This is a genomic window from Spirosoma validum, assembly GCF_014699035.1.
Classification (GTDB): Bacteria; Bacteroidota; Bacteroidia; order Cytophagales; family Spirosomataceae; genus Spirosoma; species Spirosoma validum.
In genome coordinates, this window is sequence record NZ_JACXAA010000001.1 from 427570 (window position 1) to 446333 (window position 18764).

Sequence of the window (18764 nt, forward strand, 5' to 3'; positions counted from 1 at the left end):
AAGTAAACTCATGCTACGCAACTATTTCACTACTGCCCTTCGCGCCCTAAAGCGCAACTGGAGTTATTCGATTATCAACGTACTGGGTTTGACGTTAAGTCTGGCCTGTTGCCTGCTTTTGTTTCTGGCGATACGGTATGAACTGAGTTTCGACAGACACAACACACAGGCTGATCAGACGTACCGAATGATTTCGTTCAACAAAACCTCGAACGATGATCGTCGGAACGCAGGTATTCCCTTACCAGCGCTGGCGGCCATGCGGAATGACTTTCCGAATCTGAAAAACGAGGTTACTATGGTTCACCGGATTGCGAACGTAGTGGTCACGGTGAATGAGAAAGCTAGCCGGGCGACCAAAAAATTTCAGGAGGGCGATGGTATACTGGCCTTTGTTGAACCTGAATATTTCCGGCTGTTTGATTACAACTGGAAAAGCGGTAGCCCCCAGACCGCGCTCAATAATCCGAATACAGTGGTGCTGAGCGAGCCCATGGCGCAAAAATATTTTGGATCAGGTAACCCCATCGGAAAGACACTACGTGTTGAAAACAAGATGGATTTTGTGGTAACCGGCGTTGTGCAGCAGTTGCCTGCCACAAGCAGTGTTCCCTTTGAGGTCTTGTTGTCATTTGCTTCTCTGAAGCAGTACGGAGCATACACAAACTGGGACGACTGGCAGTCGACTTACGGAGGAGCGCAACTGTATCTGAAGTTACCGGGTACGTCGCAGGATCAGGCAACAGAAGCCGCGCAGATGGAGCAGCAGCTGACGGCTTTCGTCAAAAAATACCATAAATCCGACGATGCCAAAGATCTGATTTATGAGCTACAACCCCTGACCAACATCCATTTCGACACCCGCACCGACAATTATGCCAAACGTAGCGTCAGCAAGGAACTGATCTGGGCAATGGGCCTGATTGGACTGTTTATTTTGATAACTGCCTGTGTCAACTTTATTAATCTGGCCACGGCGCAGGCCATCCGACGTGCGAAAGAAGTCGGCGTTCGCAAAGTGCTGGGCAGTTCTCGCGGACAACTGGTCCGTCAGTTTCTGGGCGAAACGGGTGTGCTGGCAGGGCTGGCGATGGTACTGGCACTGATTGTTGCGCAGGTGGCATTGCCGTACGTGAGCGAGTTACTCAATATTAAACCGGGTGCGGCAACTCTGTTCGACCCAACGGTGATTCTCTTTTTAGTTGTGTTAGGCTTACTCACAACTGTACTGGCGGGCTTCTATCCAGCTTTAGTCTTGTCGGGCTACCAACCCATTCTGGCCTTAAAAGGTCGGGCGATGAAAACTGCCGGGAAGGGGGTAGCCAATCAATTAACCCTTCGCCGGGGCCTGATTGTGGGCCAATTTGCCATCTCGCAGTTGCTGATCATCGGCACCATTATTGCCTACAATCAGATGAACTACTTCCGCTCCGCCGATCTGGGCTATAGCCGGGATGCGGTGTTGAACGTATTGATACCGGAAAAAAAACCAGGTCAGTTAGAAAGTCTGAAAGCTAAACTGGTTGGCCTACCCGGCATTCAGTCATTAAGTTTTGGCATGACAACGCCTTCGTCGACCAGCAACTGGACAACGGGCTTCCGCTTCGAAAACGACGACAAAGAACCCGACTATGGCGTATTGATGCGCCCCGCCGATACGGCCTACGTGCACACCTACGGCCTGAAGCTGCTTGCCGGACGCATGTACCAACCCGCCGACACCATGCGGGAGTATGTTATCAATGAGGCTTTTATGAAACGGCTGGGTTTCCAGGCACCACAGCAAGTCATCGGCAAGTTTTTGAGGGTTAATGGCGAAGACCTGAAAAAGCCCATTGTTGGCGTCGTGAAAGATTTTAATGCCTTCTCGCTACACCAGCATATCGAGCCGAGTATATTGACCTCCTATCGCGATCAGTACCGCAGCTTAGGCATCAAACTTTCGGCGAGTTATACAAGCCCGGAACGTATCAGTCAACTGCTGAAAGAGGTAGAAACGGCCTGGAATGCTACGTTCCCGGACTTTGTGTTCAAGTATACCTTCCTGGATGAAACCCTCGCTAATTTCTACAAAACGGAAGAACGGATGTATTCGCTCTTCCGGCTGCTGGCAGGTATCGCCATTTTCATTGGTTGTCTGGGCTTATATGGCGTCGTGGCGTTTATGGCCGAGTCGCGAACCAAAGAAGTGGGTATCCGTAAAGCCCTAGGTGCGTCGACGGCTCATATTTTCGGGCTGTTTTCGATTGATTTCGTCCGGCTGGTCCTTGTCGCCCTAGTGCTGAGTTCGCCCGTAGCGTGGTACGTGATGAATCAGTGGCTACAGAAATTTGCCTACAAGATTGATATCGAATGGTGGATGTTTGCGCTGGCGGGCGTCCTGGCGGTAGGCGTTGCCTTAGTAACGGTCAGCTTCCAGAGCATCAAAGCCGCCCTGACGAATCCGGTGACGTCTTTGCGCAGTGAATAAATTGCAGGGAGCAGGGATGGCGTGGATTGCAGGGTTTGTTTCGAGTTCTACCCTGCAATCCGCGCCATCCCTGCTCCCCAGCCCAAATCCTTATGCCCTATGCTAAAAAACTATTTAACCATCACCTTCCGAACGCTGCTGCGCTACCGGACGTATAGTCTGCTCAATATCCTCGGATTGGCGGTTGGACTGGCGTGCGGAATCCTGATTTTTCTGGTCGTTGAGTTCCAACTCAGCTTTGATACGCACCATTCGAAAGCGGATCGAATCTATCGCATCGTTACGAAATTGACACACGAAAACACCACGTATTCACGCGGAACGCCCAAAGCGCTGGCCGACGTACTACGTCGTGATTATCCGCTTATCGAGACAGCGGCACGTATCAAACGGGTGCGCGGTTGCGTATTGAGTATCCCTGCTGCGAATGGTGGTTTTCTGAAAAAATTCCAGGAAGACCGGACGGTAGGCTTCGCTGATCCGCAGCTATTCAACGTGTTTGATTTTCAGTGGCGTATCGGTAATCCGCAGACGTCGCTCAGCAAGCCCAATTCGGCGGTTTTAACCGATAAATACGCCCGTAAATATTTCGGTGAGGCAAACCCAATCGGCCGGACGTTACGTCTGGATAATCAGCTGAATCTGACGGTGACTGGTATACTAAAGGATCATCCGACAACCACGAACCTTAGCGATGAAGTCTACATTTCCTACAGCACCGTGCCGAGCCTGAGTGAGCAGGTTGCCCAGTCGTTCCAAAACTGGGAAAATCTCGACAGTGAAGAAATGACCTACGTTACGTTGCCGGAAGGAACGCCAGCTCAACGGTTAGAAGCAATTTTCCCAGCAATTATTCGCAAACAATACACCGCAGAAAGCGCAAAAATCTATCAATACCACGCTCAGCCACTGAGTGACGTTCATTTCAACAGTGATTACGGCGGTCGGATACAGTTGAAACTCCTGTACGCGATGGGATTTGTCGGATTATTTCTAGTCCTGGCAGCCTGTATCAACTTCATCAATATGGCAACGGCACACGCTCTCCGGCGGTCGAAAGAAGTGGGCGTCCGGAAGGCAATGGGCAGCACGCGTGGTCAGTTGTTTTGGCAGTTTATGAGCGAAACGGCCCTGATTACGTTGGCGGCTGTGGCGCTGGCGTTAGGTGCGGCTCAGGCTAGTCTTCCGCTGGTCAGTAAAGCGATGGCGGTTTTCAACGCTACGTTCTCGTTAACGGCACTCCTGGAACCGAAATCGCTACTCCTGTTTCTGCTGCTGATTGGGTTTGTGATTGGACTCGCCGGTTTTTATCCGTCGCTGATTCTCTCCGGTTTTAATCCGATAGCCGCGTTACGTCGGAAAATGACGACCGATCAGGTAGGCGGCATTTCCGTACGGCGGGGTTTGGTCGTGGTGCAGTTCTTTATCACCCAGCTCTTTGTCATCAGCGTACTGGTTATAATGGCCCAATTACGGTACGTCCGGACAATGAATTTAGGTTTTACCAGAGAGACCGTCCTAACCATTCCGATGCCAAGCGCCGATCCTGTCAAGCAGGAAACGTTGCGAAACCGATTGCTACAGATTAGTGCCATTCAGAACGTAGCCTTCGGGAGTGCGCCACCGGCATCACAGAGTATCAACGAAACGACGTTCACATACGACAACCGGGCAGAACCGGAGAAATTCGAGACTAAAACGAAAGTTGGGGATATGCGTTACGTTCCCCTGTTCGATCTGAAATTACTGGCCGGACGTAACTTCCTAACCAACGACACCAATACGCACGAACTGATTGTCAACGAGATGATGGTGAAACGTTTGGGTCTGAAATCACCCGGCGACATTCTTGGCAAACGTATCAATGTCTGGGAAGCCAGCCATACAGTGGTGGGCGTGGTTAACGACTTTCATGTCAACTCTTTACGAAAGGGTGTTACGCCACTCGTCCTCTTCAAAAATTTCTCCGAGAACCGCATGGCTGCTTTGAAAATCAGTCCCAAAAACCTGCCCGAGACACTCCGGCAAGTGGAAGCAACCTGGAATGGGTTATTTCCTGAGCAGGTGTTTCATTATCAGTTTATGGACGAGATTCTGGACCGGTTTTATACCGCCGAAACCATCATGCTGGGCTTTGCGCAGGTATTCTCGCTAATTGCCATTCTGATTGGTTGCCTGGGTTTGTACGGACTGATTTCGTTCATGGCCGAATCGAAACTGAAAGAAATCGGCGTCCGAAAAGTACTGGGCGCCAGCGTTTGGCAAATTCTTTGGTTATTTGGTCGTGAGTTTGGTCGATTAATCCTACTAGGCTTTTTAGTCGCTGCACCAGTAGGCTGGTGGCTGATGAGCGCCTGGCTTCAGGACTATACGTATCGGATTCAGATCGAATGGTGGGTATTTGGCGTAACGATCCTGCTGGCGGCCTTCATTACGCTTGCTACGGTCTCGTTCCAATCGATCAAAGCTGCGCTGATGAATCCGGTGAAGAGTTTGCGAAGTGAATAATCCAAATCGGGATTTATTCGTCCGCGAATGTGTCCGACAAACCGTCCGTTTGCGGACATTACTATGAACAGACAAATTATTTTCTATTGACTATCAATACATTATGTGTTTGGTACGGCATTTGGGCGTTGATAGACGAGCAAGTACCGCATTTATTTGCTTCGTTTTCTAACCGACTAACTTAAACGTAATAACGACCATGCTACGCAATCACATAAAGATCACGATACGGACATTCTGGAAAAATAAGTTGTTCAGCGGCCTTAACGTAGTCGGTCTGGGAATCGGCATGGCGGCTGTCTGGCTCATGGTGCTCTACGTAGTAGATGAGTTAAGCTACGACCGGTTTCACACCAACGCGGATCGCATTGTCCGGGTCGTTCAACACATACAATGGCCGGGGGGTAATCTAAACCTTGCGCCGACATCAGCACCGTTTGCGGCAGCACTGAAAAGTGATTATCCAGACATTGAAAAAACCGTACGGTTCAACCACGAGGGCGGTGGACTCATTACGTTCAACGACAAAAAGCTGGACGTAGGCAATATCTTTTTTACCGACCCGACGGTGTTTGACGTATTTACCTTTCCGTTTCTATACGGCGATCCGGGTACATCACTCAGGAAACCCCAAAGCATTGTTCTGACTAAAAGTGTTGCCGAAAATTTGTTTGGCGATGCCCGCAAAGCGGTCGGCAAGGTGGTTGAATTCAGTAATCATTTCCCGAATACTGTAACGGGTGTTATCGAAGACATACCAGCCAATTCGCATATACAATTCAGAGCGCTACGTTCCTTTCCGGATAATTATACCAATGGCTGGCAGAACGGAGATGTCTACACATATCTGCTCCTCACGAAAGGCAGCGATTACAAAACGCTGGAGGCTAAGCTACCCGGCTTCTTCCAGAAATACCTGAAAAAGGAAATGAATGGGGCTGATTATCGGATGGAGCTACAGCCTCTTACGTCCATTCATCTTCATTCCCATCTGGATTATGAAATCAGCCCAAATGGCAATGCACGTACCGTATCTATTTTCGCGGCCGTAGCGGCTCTGATTCTGCTGATTGCCTGTATCAACTACGTGAATTTATACACGGCCCGGTCCCTCAAACGAACCCGCGAAGTAGGCGTTCGGAAAGCCATCGGCTCGCATCGGCAACAACTCATCGGTCAGTTTTTGACGGAATCGATGCTAATGACCTTACTGGCGGGGTTAGTGAGTGCCGGTTTGGTCATTATAGCCTTGCCGTATTTCAACCAAATGGCCGACAAGTCGCTCTCGCTCGGTAGTTTATCGAATACGTTACTGATCGTTATCCTGTTCTCGCTAGCAATCGGTACGTTAAGCGGCCTTTATCCGGCACTACGTATGTCGGGGTTCCGGCCTGTAGCGGCACTACGTGGGCAACTGGGTAATCAGTCGAGTAGTCTCGTGTTTAAGCAGGGACTGGTGGTGTTTCAGTTCGTCGCAACGGTTGCGCTCATTGCCTGTTCGGGTATGGTGTATCGGCAGATGCAGTTTGTGATGCATTCAGATTTAGGTTTCAACAAAGAACAGGTACTCACGTTCCACATCAGCCCTGAAGACGTTCGCCAGCGGATTGATGCCCTTAAAGATGCACTAGTACGTAGTCCGCTGATAGAGAGCGCGTCAGCCGCGAGTAATCCGATTGGCAACAACAACATCGGTGGTACAGGCATGTTCTTCGAAGAAAACGGTGCATTTCCAGCCAGCGCGCAGAGGGTTCAGAAATTCCTTGTCGACCCGGACTACATCAAGACATTAGAAATCAACCTACTGAGCGGACGAAATTTCTCCGAGTCGTTTAAAAGCGACGTAACGAACGCGATATTGGTCAATGAAACACTCGCCAAGCAACTGGGTCCCAAGCCGGTTGGTAAGCGCGTCAAATACTTTATCGATCAGGAAAACCATACCGCCGAAGCGCGAATAGTGGGTGTGGTCAAGGATTTCCATACGTATTCGCTTCAGCACAAAATCGAGCCGCTGGTGTTGCAAATGCCTACGGCTTCTGATAAAGACAATCTATACGTCAGGATTCGGCCCGGCAACGTAACGGAAGCACTGGCGTACATTCAGTCAACGTACCGCACCTTCGATCCGGCCAATACGCTCGATTTTCATTTCTTGGACGAAAACTTTTCAAAGCAGTATCAGGCCGAACAGAAGCAGGGCGAAGTGTTACTGACGTTCACGATTCTGGCCGTATTGATTGCCTGCCTGGGTCTGTTTGGTCTGGCCGCGTTTGCCGCCGAACAACGCACGAAAGAAATTGGTGTTCGCAAAGTATTAGGCGCGTCAGTCACCAGCATCGTTACGTTGCTCTCCAAAGATTTCCTCAAGCTGGTTCTCATCGCTATTATTATCGCGACACCAATTGCCTGGTATGCCATGCATCAGTGGCTGCAGGAATTCGCTTACAAAACGGATCTGTCATGGTGGGTATTCGCCCTGTCGGGTTTGCTGGCGATCGTCATTGCTTTAGTAACCGTGAGCGCACAAAGTATAAAAGCGGCCATCGTGAATCCTGTAAAATCACTGCGTTCTGAATGATGCGTGGGGCAAGGAGCATGGAAGTTCCCTACACCACGCTCCTTGCCCCACACCCCACGTAGTAAAACCCTCTGCCCCATGCTGAAAAGCTATTTCACGACTGCCCTTCGCGCGCTGAAGCGCAACTGGAATTACACCGTCATCAATATTGTCGGGCTGACGTTTGGGCTGGCCTGCTGCCTGATTCTATTCCTGGCCATTCGCTACGAACTCAGTTACGACCGCCACCACGCCAACGCCGACAATACGTATCGGATGATCACGTATTATCGTGATTCAGACGGCGACGACCGCAATACAGGAGTCACCCTCCCCGCTTTAGCAGCCCTTCGCACCGACTTCCCCGAGTTGAAACACCAGTTAACACTGGTATATGAATTGTATGGTGGCTTAGTGAAAGCGGGCGATAACCAATCCAGTAAGTTTCTGGAAGACGGGGGTGTTTTGGCCTTCGTGGAACCTGAATATTTTCGGTTGTTCGATTACCAGTGGAAAGAAGGCAATCCGCAAACGGCGGTCAAAAACCCAAATACGGTGGTGTTGTCAGAGCGGATGGCCCACAAATATTTTGGCAACGCTGATCCGGTTGGTAAATCCATTCGGGTTGAGAATAAACTGGATTTCGTCGTAACGGGCGTAGTGCAGAATCCACCGGCTACGACCAACCTCCCGTTTGAGGTTTTGCTATCTTTTGCATCGCTCAAACAATTCGGAGCCAACGGCGGCTGGGACGAATGGAAAGCTGTCTATAGTGGGGCTCAACTCTACCTGACGCTGCCCCCAACTCTTTCGTCCGCGCAGATGGAAAAAGCGTTAGTGCCGTTTGTCCATAAATACATGAGCCCGGAGGATGCCAAGCACTTGCAATATGAATTACAACCGCTCACCAACATTCATTTCGACGCACGCACGGGCAATTCGGCCAACCGCACCGTCAGCAAACGAATGATCTGGGCGATGGCGCTGCTTGGTCTGTTTATCCTGATTACGGCCTGTGTTAACTTCATCAACTTAGCTACCGCACAGGCAATCCGGCGGGCCAAAGAAGTGGGCGTTCGCAAAGTACTGGGCAGTTCACAAATCCAGCTGGTTCGGCAGTTCCTGGGCGAAACGGGCTTACTAACGGGGTTCGCCGTCGGGCTGGCCTTTTTATTGGCCCACCTGTCGCTGCCCTACGTAGCCGAACTGCTCGACATCAAAGTTGCCGCACTGATTCTGCTAGACCCGTTTGTGATTGGTTTTGTGGTATTGCTGGGCGTGCTGACAACCGTGCTGTCCGGGTTTTATCCGGCTCTGGTCTTGTCAGGCTATCAGCCGGTACTGGCGCTGCGGGGAAAAATGCGAATGGCAGGCAACAGCCAGTTAACCCTGCGCCGAAGCCTCATTGTGTTTCAGTTCGCTATCTCGCAGATGCTTATCATCGGTACGATCATTGCCTACAGTCAGATGAAGTATTTCCGGTCGGCGGATTTGGGTTATGACAAAGATGCCATACTAACGGTGCAAATTCCCGAACGTAAACAAGGACAGTTGGAAGCCCTAAAGGCCAAACTAACGGGTCTACCCAACATCCGGTCGATGAGTTACGGGCTTTCGATACCCTCGTCGGACGGAAACTGGTGGTCAAGTTTCACTTATAACAATGCTGCCAAAGAGGCTGATTTCGGTGTCGTTTTCCGCTTCGCCGATACGTCCTATCTCAATACGTATGGCTTAAAGCTGATTGCCGGACGCATGTACCAGTCCGCCGATACCACGCGGGAGGTAGTTGTGAATGAATCCCTGGTGAAAAAACTAGGCATCCATCAGCCGCAGCAGATTATTGGAAAATACCTGACCCTGGGTGGTGGCGGTAACGTCAATAAGCAAATTGTAGGGGTCGTAAAAGATTTCAATACCTTCTCGCTGCACCAGCAAACAAATCCCAGCATACTGACCACCCGCCGGGATGCGTACCACGTACTCGGCATCAAGCTATCGACTCAGCAGGGTGGCACCGCAGCCATCAATCGACTCATCGGCGAAGTCGAAACGGCCTGGAATGCTACCTTTCCTGACTTTGTGTTCAAGTATGAATTTTTAGATCAGACGCTGGTCAATTTCTACAAAAGTGAAGAGCGCATGTACTCGCTGTTTCGGCTGCTGGCGGGTATTGCCATTTTCATCGGTTGTCTGGGGCTTTACGGCGTGGTGGCGTTTATGGCTGAGTCACGCACGAAAGAGGTTGGCATTCGTAAAGTACTGGGTGCTACAACCAGTCATATTGTTGGCCTGTTCTCGGCTGATTTTGTTAAACTGGTGTTGATCGCGCTGGTGCTGGCCTCCCCCATCGCCGGGTATATTATGGATAAGTGGCTGGCCGATTTCCCGTATAGGATTACCATTTCCTGGTGGATGTTTGCCCTCACGGGAATAGTAGCCGTAAGCATTGCCCTCCTGACAATCAGCTTTCAGAGTATCAAAGCTGCCCTAATGAACCCGGTGAAATCACTACGTTCCGAATAAAGAAAGTAACTAACTAGCCACTATCGGACGAATGTATGTCCACTATCGGACATCACACATTACCGAAAGACTATTTCTTTGCTGAAAATGGCTTTTTTTATTCATGGCATGGCTATTGAGCTATACTCGGTATCTTCTTGACCAATAACTTCATGAAAAAAGCAATTACGCTATGGCTGGTATGCTTACTGGCGATTACAGTACGGGCTCAACGTAACACCTACAACAGCCAGCGCGAACTGCGTGGGAGCGGAAAACTTGTTCTGGAAGATCGCGCGGTTAAACCATTCCAGGCAATCGACATTCACCAATTTCTAGCAAAGGTTATGGTTGAGGTTGGCGGAACTCAGTCAGCTGTAGGCATCCGGATCGATGATAATCTCAAGTCATTTCTGCAAGTCGAAAGTGTCGATGGTGTACTTACACTGGCCTTCAAAGATCCAGAGAATAAAGCGTTCTGGCTGAGCAAAGGCACGATTCAGGTTAGCGTTAAAACGCCTTCGCTGAATCGTTTACGGAACGACTCGAACGGTGATGTGGAAGTCAATAACCTTACCGGCGAGATATTTAGCCTGAATAATCAGGGGAATGGGAGCGTAGCACTGCGCGGAGTCGTTAAGCAGCTTAACATTGTGAGTGAAGGGAATGGCGACATCAGAGCGAAGGAATTGATTGCCCAGAATGCTAATATAATTACGCAGGCCAACGCAACAATCGAGGTCAATGCCCGTCAACTCAGTTCGCAGAATGCCGCACACGCCACCATTCGAAATATGGCTCAGGGCACCGGACAGAATAAAGGGCAAAAATCAACTACCGAGGAGTTCGTAACGGTCATTTTACAAAATAACAGGTCAACCTCCCGTACCATAACCCTTCGCTTTACAGAACCGGGCAATCCAGTCTATGGCGTCATTAACACGACACTGAGCCCTTACGGGAAACGCCGGGAAACGTATCCAATAGGCACAAAAATTGAACAGCTCAACCTAGACCAACAAAAGGTTGCTATGACCGGCAATGCTGTTCAGGGCAAGCTTATCGTAACCCTGAAAGCCAACGATAACGGACGAGCCTACAACTTGCTGGACTGACAAAACGTACAAGGCTACTGGATTTTACGTCTTTTATTTTCACTGGAAAAACACGCTTACCTATGAGAAAATATCCGTTGGCCTTACCGCTTTATCTGATGAGTGTTCTGCTTATGGTCGGTTGCAACAGGTTGGGTTCGCTGACAACTATTCAGCCCGGTAAACAATTCGAACTTGGTGGAAGCCAAAAGGGTGCTTTTACCGCACGATTGCAAAACGTTGGTGAGGTACAGGTAATGATTTTTGAACGACTGATTGACGGAAAACGGGTTAGTTTAGGGGCACTTAAGCCCGGTGCCGAACAGACATTACGATTTTCATCTGGATCGGCGGCTTTGTTTGACAACGTAGCGGCCAAATCCGCGCAGCTCCACTTAGTGGTCACTGGCGACAAGAATTTAAGTATGCGTGAACGTAGTAACTAACCCAACCATGCTAACCAATTACATCAAAATTGCCCTGCGTAATCTGCGCAAAAACCGAGTGTTCTCGCTCATCAATATTACGGGATTAGCCCTGGGCATTGCGGCCTTTGTGCTGATTCTGGAATACGTTGCTTATGAACGTAGCGTCAATACGTTTCACAAAAACCTGCCAACGCTTTACCGGCTACTCAGCCAAAACCGTACGGGCGATGTCTGGGTCGATATGGCGCCAGCCGTAGCCCCGCTCGCCAAACAACAGTTTCCGGAAGTCAAGGATTTCTGCCGCGTGGCCGAACATTCAGCAGGCGGTATTGTCAGCTTTCCAAATGGGAAAGCAACAACCACACAGGAGTCGTTTCGGGAGGCTAACCTGGCCTATGCAGACGCCAGTTTTTTTACTCTTTTTACGTTTCCGCTTGTGCAGGGAACAGCCACTACGGCGCTTACTCAGCCCAACACGGTAGCGTTGTCGCAGTCGCAGGCCCGCAAATATTTCGGTACGGCCAAACCACTGGGCAATGTACTGATGCTTAACAACCAGTTTGGCAAAACGCTGTACACCGTCACAGCGGTGTATGCCGACATGCCCCAAAATTCGGACCTCGCTTTCGACGCGGTTTTTTCACTGCAAACGCTGGCGAATCCGGCTAACCTCAACGGCAACGACTGGGCACGACTGGACAGTTTCTACGGTACGTACCTCACTACGTTCCTGCAACTTCCTGAGCAACCGTTCGATGCGAAAGCGCTCGAAGCAAAATTCAATGCCTTTGTCAAGAAGACGAATCCCGAAAACGACAACCTGTTTCTGCTGCAACCAGCCGCCAATATTCACCTGGCCGCTTCGCTGAGTGATGTGTACCGCACCAGCGGTAGTTTAGGGTTTGTCTACTTACTCAGTGGCATTGCGGGACTGATTCTGCTGATTGCCTGGTTCAACTACATCAATCTGTCGACAGCGGGAGCGCTGAAACGAGCTAAAGAAGTGGGCGTTCGAAAAGTAATCGGAGCCGGGCAGGGGCAATTGATCGGGCAGTTTCTGGGCGAATCGCTGCTGCTTAACGTGCTGGGTTTTGGCCTGGCTCTGATACTGGTCATATCGCTGCAACAGGGATTCAACGAGTTCGTCAAGAAAGACCTGTCGCTAAACGTACTGAACGCCAATAATTTCTGGCTCTCGGGTCTGGGTATGCTGATTTTAGGTGCGTTAGCCTCAGGCGGCTACGTAGCGTTTGCGCTGACGTCGTTCCAGCCCATACAAACGCTAAAAGGAGCCGGATTGTCGACGCGGACCAGCAAAGGCGGCTGGCTGCGAAAAACCCTGGTTGTGGCGCAATTCAGTGCATCGGTGGCGCTGGTGATCGCTACGCTGGTACTCTACCGACAATTGCAGTACATGCAGAATAAAGACCTGGGGGTTCGCCTGACGCAACGTATCATCATTAAACGACCCGAGATTGGTAAAGGCCCTTTTGCTCCACGCACGTCCATGCTGGAAAATCAACTGGCGCAGTTGCCTTATGTAAAAAGCTTCTGTCAGACAACGATTGTGCCGGGTAACTTCTACAATTTTTCGGCCGATGGCATCACCAAACAAAACCCAAAGCCTGGTGACGACAAGAAAAACTATTCGATGGGCATCATCGACGATCGGTTCCTGAAAACCTACGAAATTGGGCTGGTTGCCGGACGAAACTTCACCGTCAATGAAGCGGAGTTGGGCTGGGAGAAAAGTGGTAAACTAATGGTCAATGAAAAAGCCGTGCGTCAGCTAGGCTTTGCTTCGGCCGAAAAAGCCGTCGGGCAACTGATCAATTGGGGAAAGCCGTACGAAATTGTCGGGGTTGTAAAAGATTACCACCATCAGGGCTTGCAACAGGCCATCGATCCTGTCATTTTCATGCCACGCCGTTCCGTGAGCGATCTGACTGTTCAACTTACAACAGACCCGGTTCAAGGCGGTCGGCTTCCGGAAAAGATTGCCGAGCTGGAACGACTTTACAAAGCCAGTTACCCCGGTAATCCATTCGAATTTTATTTCGCCGACGAAAACTATAACAAGCAGTACCAGAGCGAACAACAATACGGCCAGGTATTTACCGTAGCCTCCGCCCTCGCCATTTTCATTGCCTGCCTGGGTCTGTTCGGTCTGGCTACGTTCACAACCGAGCAACGAACGAAAGAAATTGGCGTCCGGAAAGTGCTGGGAGCCTCCGTTACCAGTATCGTTACGTTGCTCTCCAAAGATTTTCTGAAACTGGTTCTCATCGCTATTCTCATTGCTTCGCCGATTGCCTGGTGGGCCATGCACAAATGGTTGCAGAATTTTGAGTATAAAACGGACCTGTCGTGGTGGGTATTTGCCCTATCGGGACTGTTGGCCGTCGGCATTGCCGTACTGACGGTGAGTTTCCAAAGCATCAGAGCCGCGTTAATGAACCCTGTTAAATCGCTTAAAACGGAGTAAAAGGAGGAAGGGGATGAGAGGGACGAAAGGATTACTAAATCAGATCTTCCCCTTTCGTCCCTCTCATCCCCTTCCTCCTTTTACTCCCCTCTTCTTATGCTACGTAACTACCTCAAAATTGCGTTCCGTAATCTTTGGCGAAACAAAGCGTTCTCGGCCATTAATATCGTCGGGTTAGCCCTAGGTCTGGCGGCCTGTTTTTTTGTTTTTCAGTACGTTTACTTCGAAGTAAGCTACGACCGCTTCAACACCAATGCGCCCAACATTTACCGGGTTCCGATTTCGTATTCCGGGAGTATGAGTAACGTACCGACCACGGCTGCCAATCACCCGGCGGTGGGTCCGGCGATGAAAGCGGATTTTCCGGAAGTAGTCGATTTTGTACGGATGGTCGGCATTTCGCTGTTTATGAACGCGTCTACCGTTTCGTACGATAACCACAAAGGTGAACCGAAGACGTTCAACGAAGGCAACATCTACATCGCGGATGCTTCGTTTTTTACCGTATTTTCCTACCCACTGCTGTCGGGCGACAAAAAAAGCTGCTTATCGGAGGGCAACTCCATGGTTATTTCGGCCACCACGGCGGAGAAATACTTTGGTAGTCAAAATCCACTGGGGCAAACCCTTACCCTCAACGGACGGATGCCCATGAAGGTAACCGGCGTTTTCAAAGACATTCCGGAAAACTCACATATCAAGTTCGATATGCTGATTTCCTTCGCAACCGTTGGCCCCAAATGGGGGTATGATGAATGGACCTGGCCGGAGTTTTACAACTACGTCGTGCTGGCACCGGGGACAGATGTCAAGAAGCTGGAAGCAAAATTTCCAGCCTTTATCGAGCGATATCTGGGGGCAAAAATGAAGGAATTGCATTTCCGGTCATCCTTTTATTTACAGCCCGTTACGGATATTCACCTGAATTCCAATTACCTGAAAGAAGCCGAAGCCAACGGAAGCCAGAAGGAGATTTATTTTCTGGCTATTATCGGTGTATTTATCCTGTTGATTGCCTGGTTCAATTACATCAATTTATCCACGGCCAAATCGATGGAGCGGGCTAAAGAAGTTGGTCTGCGGAAAGTGGTCGGTGCTGAAAAAGGTCAATTGATTGGTCAGTTCCTGCTCGAATCATTTATTATCAATGCCTTTGCGCTCGTTGTCGCTACGGTGATTGTGGTGTCCTTTATGCCGCTTTTCAACTCGTTCATTGGTAAAGACATCAGCACAGGATTCTTCGCCACGGGCTTAGGACAAGAACCTTTATTCTGGCTAAGCGTTCTGCTCATTTTTGGGGCGGGGGCGTTGCTGGTTGGTGCTTATCCAGCCTTCGTGCTGTCGTCGTTCCTGCCGGTGAAGGTGCTGAAAGGATTGACCATTAAATCGAATACCGGCATATCGTTACGGCGGGTACTCGTCTCGTTCCAGTTCATCCTGTCCATCATCTTAATTGCCGCTACGGTTATTGTTTTTCAGCAGTTCCACTTCATGCGTAACGGCAATCTGGGGTATAAAAAAGACCAGGTACTAATTGTTAAAGCGCCCGCCATTACGGACTCGACGATCTTCAACAAATACCGTTATTTCAAATCCGAGATTCAGAATACGGCTTCTGTACTGAACGCAACCGCTACGTCGGATATTCCCGGCAATATGATTCGCTACCGGAACAGCGTCCGAAAGGCGAATCAGGGCAAGCAGCATAATTTCAGTACGTACCTGATGGAGATCGATGAAAAATTCGTTCCTACGTATCATATTGACCTGCTGGCTGGCCGAAATTTCGTCGCCACGGATAGTTCTAACATCGGCGCGAAAGGGAATACGAACGACCGGGTTCTGATTAATGAAGAAGTCGCTAAGGCGTTGGGTTACAAATCAGCGAAAGAAGCGGTGAACCAGGACATCAAGTTTACGCTTGGGCAGGACGATATTCATTGCAAGGTGGTGGGCGTCATGAAAAATTTCCATCAGCGCTCGCTAAAAGAAAAATACGATCCGATCCTGTTTTACTACCCAACCCGTACCGAATGGAAATATATATCCGTGACCATGCATGGATCGGAGGCTACCCGTAGCATTGCCGACGTGGAAACTCTCTACCGGAAGGCTTTTCCGGGCAATCCATTCGAGTACTTTTTCCTGGATGATTATTTTAACCGACAATATCAGGCCGACAGCCGACTGGGCAACGTTTTTGGTTTGTTTGCGGTGCTGGCCATTATTGTTGCCTGCCTGGGACTACTGGGCCTTTCCAGTTTTGTGATCAAGTTACGCACTAAGGAGATTGGCATTCGGAAGGTACTTGGCGCATCCGTTAGTGGCTTGCTGGTTCTCATGTCAAAAGACTTCGTGAAACTGGTTTGTGTGGCCTCGGTCATCGCCATTCCCGTCATTTATCTGGTCGCACGTACCTGGCTCGATAACTACGCATTCCATATCAGCCTAGGCTGGGCTGTCTTTCTTGTTCCACCCATCCTGTTGTTAACCATTACGTTACTGACGATCAGCATCCAAAGTTTCAAAGCTGCGTTAACCAATCCAGTGAAATCACTACGTTCGGAATAAAAGGGCATAGGGCATGGGGGTAAGGGCAAAGGGTGAAAATGGTTTCTTAGCTTTTACCCTATGCCCTTACCCCCATGCCCTTTTCACCTGCAAAAACTGATTCAGGATGACAGAGTATGAAGAGGTCGTAGTTCGGCCACCGTCGCCTTTTTGGTTACCAGGTGCTTTAGACCATTATTCCCTGGATTTTTCGCGTAGTGGCTTTTGCTCGTGGTTGGATAACGTTGGGGGTATGTTCATCACATGCCTCGACTTTCGAAGGTCATCGCGGTTGACTGGTCGCTCCATTTGCAAGAATGCCTTTGATTGTTTCGGTAAATTCCTCCACTGCTGTTAATTGTTGAAACGCATCCTTTCGTCCTTCGATGTCCGACGTATCAAAGCGCTTATATGTACTCCAGTTGACGTAGGCCGTATTTGTGGTGATGACCAGATAGCCACCACTGGGAATTGACAGCTTATCTAACTCAGGGACGTAAACCACGGTAAGCGAAACCGAATGCTTTTCTCCTTTCGGATAGAATGTCCAGGTTAGCTTCATTGTTGTGTTTGGTAAGTCAACACGAATATATTGATATAAGCCTTTATACTCTATTGGGCTTACTTGCTCTCATTGGGACGCAGCTCAATTCTTGCGTTTTTATTAACCAATTCGAATCCATTTTCTGTTTTTTTAACAAGGTGCCGGGTTATTTCAGAAAAACTCTTCTCAGCCGTTGTGATGACATCAGACTGTACAGATCTATCAATCGTCAAAGAATCACCCTCTAACTGCCATTTGAAGGGCTGCTCCGCTGACATCCCTCCTAATTGGGTATAGAAAATTCCTTCTTTGTCAGTCTTGAAATCATACCGCATCTTCGCCATTGCCAGAAATCCAGCAGCCGCTGGGTTTGCGCTTGTAAGCGATGGATCGACTTTTAAAGATGCATTAAATGATTTCCCTTCAAAATCGTTCTCGGTAACTTTAGTTGAGCCACAGGAGATAGCGATCGCTAGTGCGAAAAACAGTAGGATGTGTTTCATAGGAGTTGCGATTGAATTACGCGTACCGCTCTACGTTTAGAGCCAAGCGTGTATTTCTGTTAGTATGGGGCATGGGACTAACAAAGTTAACATGTATACCTAATCCTAACTAGCAAGATCAGACCTGCTCATTCCTCTGCCTTCGCCCTATGTCCGCTGTCGTACGCGACTTGTCCGATAGCGGACATTTTCTTTCTTTACTTATAGCTAACAAATTGATTTACAAAAAAATATACGACTGGCACGAAGATAGCGGGAGTAATTCTACTTAATAAAGCCCCTACAAAATTTCTGCCGATTTATGAAAACGCTATGTACCCTGTTATTGATCGCGGTCAGCTTCAGTGCAATAGCACAACGGTCGTCCAACAAGCACGTTACGACCGATGGTCGGCAGCTTCGTATTCGCGTTGATATCGAACAAGCTGATCGATCCATTCACTTCAACCGCTCGTTCGACGTAGAGGACATGGACGAAAGCGCCGTAAAAGCGCTGGAGAATCATGTCATTGACTCGCTGGATCGGGTCATGAATAACCAGACGGCTACCATCAACATTGATCGTAACTACACGGATCGGCCAAAGAGAAAGCATAAAGATGAACGAATCGTTTATACTACATCAACCTCCGATGAGTCAGTTGACGGATCGCTACAGGCGAGTGCTTCGTCGTCACTTTCGCCGAGTGATGTAGCGCCCTCATCGGTATTGGTCAAAGAAGACAAAGAAAACGGTCGGCTCTGGATGCAGTATACCTTCGAGAAAGATGGAGAAGAACTGATCATTGAACGTACGGCGAATGTCGTTGGCAAATCGGATCGCGAAAAACAGGCGATCATTAAAGAAACCGAACGTAGCTTTGGCATTAAGACAGGCAATCAATAGCTCTCTATAACGTCCTATTTCCCGGTCAAAGGCTATTTCCGAAACCCTTACCTCTTTTCAGCAAGCCCACCACTCAGTCTGAAGACTTTCTGAATTACTCAACACAAAAGCTGCCCAGATCAGGCAGCTTTTCTTTTTATGGCAGGGAAGTGCAGGGAGTGCTCGCAACCCGCGCAAAAATTTTTACTTTTCGCTGTAACCTTCTCAAGTTCGCGCAGTTTCCAGTTCAAA

The 18764-nt window shown here is 49.3% G+C and carries 11 protein-coding genes; 9 read left to right on the forward strand and 2 right to left on the reverse strand.

Features of this window, described 5'->3' with window-relative positions; all coding sequences use genetic code 11:
* Positions 1-10: 10 nt before the first annotated feature.
* The 8 genes from IC230_RS01670 to IC230_RS01705 all read left to right on the forward strand — a co-directional run bounded on the left by IC230_RS01670 (position 11) and on the right by IC230_RS01705 (position 16621).
* Positions 11-2470, forward strand: coding sequence for an ABC transporter permease (locus IC230_RS01670; protein ID WP_191037224.1), 2460 nt, complete (start codon positions 11-13; stop codon positions 2468-2470).
* Between the two features lie 99 nt (positions 2471-2569).
* Positions 2570-4978 carry an ABC transporter permease gene (locus tag IC230_RS01675; protein ID WP_191037225.1) on the forward strand — a complete coding sequence of 803 codons (2409 nt, stop codon included), beginning with the start codon at positions 2570-2572 and terminating at the stop codon, positions 4976-4978.
* Between the two features lie 199 nt (positions 4979-5177).
* The gene (locus tag IC230_RS01680; protein WP_191037226.1) at positions 5178-7559 is read left to right on the forward strand and encodes an ABC transporter permease; all 2382 of its coding nucleotides are present in this window, start codon (positions 5178-5180) and stop codon (positions 7557-7559) included.
* A gap of 78 nt (positions 7560-7637) precedes the next feature.
* Positions 7638-10064: an ABC transporter permease gene (locus IC230_RS01685; protein WP_191037227.1), complete on the forward strand. Its 2427-nt coding sequence runs from the start codon at positions 7638-7640 to the stop codon at positions 10062-10064.
* Positions 10065-10216: 152 nt separating this feature from the next.
* Positions 10217-11158, forward strand: a complete 942-nt coding sequence (locus tag IC230_RS01690; RefSeq protein WP_191037228.1) for a GIN domain-containing protein — start codon at positions 10217-10219, stop codon at positions 11156-11158.
* A 62-nt stretch (positions 11159-11220) separates the two neighbouring features.
* Positions 11221-11583, forward strand: coding sequence for a hypothetical protein (locus tag IC230_RS01695; protein WP_191037229.1), 363 nt, complete (start codon positions 11221-11223; stop codon positions 11581-11583).
* Between the two features lie 7 nt (positions 11584-11590).
* Positions 11591-14050 carry an ABC transporter permease gene (locus IC230_RS01700; RefSeq protein ID WP_191037230.1) on the forward strand — a complete coding sequence of 820 codons (2460 nt, stop codon included), beginning with the start codon at positions 11591-11593 and terminating at the stop codon, positions 14048-14050.
* Positions 14051-14146: 96 nt separating this feature from the next.
* Entirely contained in the window at positions 14147-16621 is a 2475-nt protein-coding gene (locus IC230_RS01705) for an ABC transporter permease (RefSeq protein WP_191037231.1), read from the forward strand.
* A gap of 262 nt (positions 16622-16883) precedes the next feature.
* Here IC230_RS01705 and IC230_RS01710 read toward each other — a convergent pair whose 3' ends face one another.
* On the reverse strand, positions 16884-17162 hold the full coding sequence (locus IC230_RS01710; RefSeq protein WP_191037232.1) for a hypothetical protein: 279 nt from the start codon (positions 17160-17162) through the stop codon (positions 16884-16886).
* Positions 17163-17221: 59 nt separating this feature from the next.
* On the reverse strand, positions 17222-17647 hold the full coding sequence (locus tag IC230_RS01715) for a hypothetical protein (RefSeq protein ID WP_191037233.1): 426 nt from the start codon (positions 17645-17647) through the stop codon (positions 17222-17224).
* 301 nt (positions 17648-17948) lie between these two features.
* Here IC230_RS01715 and IC230_RS01720 point away from each other — a divergent pair, with 301 nt between their 5' ends.
* The gene (locus IC230_RS01720) at positions 17949-18533 is read left to right on the forward strand and encodes a hypothetical protein (RefSeq protein WP_191037234.1); all 585 of its coding nucleotides are present in this window, start codon (positions 17949-17951) and stop codon (positions 18531-18533) included.
* The last annotated feature ends 231 nt before the right edge of the window (positions 18534-18764 follow it).

Bases quoted from the DNA above. Each gene is read 5' to 3' on its own strand.
- IC230_RS01680 (WP_191037226.1), top strand. From the start codon at position 5,178: ATGCTACGCAATCACATAAAGATCACGATACGGACATTCTGGAAAAAT.
- IC230_RS01690 (WP_191037228.1), top strand. From the start codon at position 10,217: ATGAAAAAAGCAATTACGCTATGGCTGGTATGCTTACTGGCGATTACA.
- IC230_RS01705 (WP_191037231.1), top strand. From the start codon at position 14,147: ATGCTACGTAACTACCTCAAAATTGCGTTCCGTAATCTTTGGCGAAAC.
- IC230_RS01720 (WP_191037234.1), top strand. From the start codon at position 17,949: ATGAAAACGCTATGTACCCTGTTATTGATCGCGGTCAGCTTCAGTGCA.
- IC230_RS01700 (WP_191037230.1), top strand. From the start codon at position 11,591: ATGCTAACCAATTACATCAAAATTGCCCTGCGTAATCTGCGCAAAAAC.
- IC230_RS01670 (WP_191037224.1), top strand. From the start codon at position 11: ATGCTACGCAACTATTTCACTACTGCCCTTCGCGCCCTAAAGCGCAAC.
- IC230_RS01675 (WP_191037225.1), top strand. From the start codon at position 2,570: ATGCTAAAAAACTATTTAACCATCACCTTCCGAACGCTGCTGCGCTAC.
- IC230_RS01695 (WP_191037229.1), top strand. From the start codon at position 11,221: ATGAGAAAATATCCGTTGGCCTTACCGCTTTATCTGATGAGTGTTCTG.
- IC230_RS01715 (WP_191037233.1), bottom strand. From the start codon at position 17,647: ATGAAACACATCCTACTGTTTTTCGCACTAGCGATCGCTATCTCCTGT.
- IC230_RS01685 (WP_191037227.1), top strand. From the start codon at position 7,638: ATGCTGAAAAGCTATTTCACGACTGCCCTTCGCGCGCTGAAGCGCAAC.
- IC230_RS01710 (WP_191037232.1), bottom strand. From the start codon at position 17,162: ATGAAGCTAACCTGGACATTCTATCCGAAAGGAGAAAAGCATTCGGTT.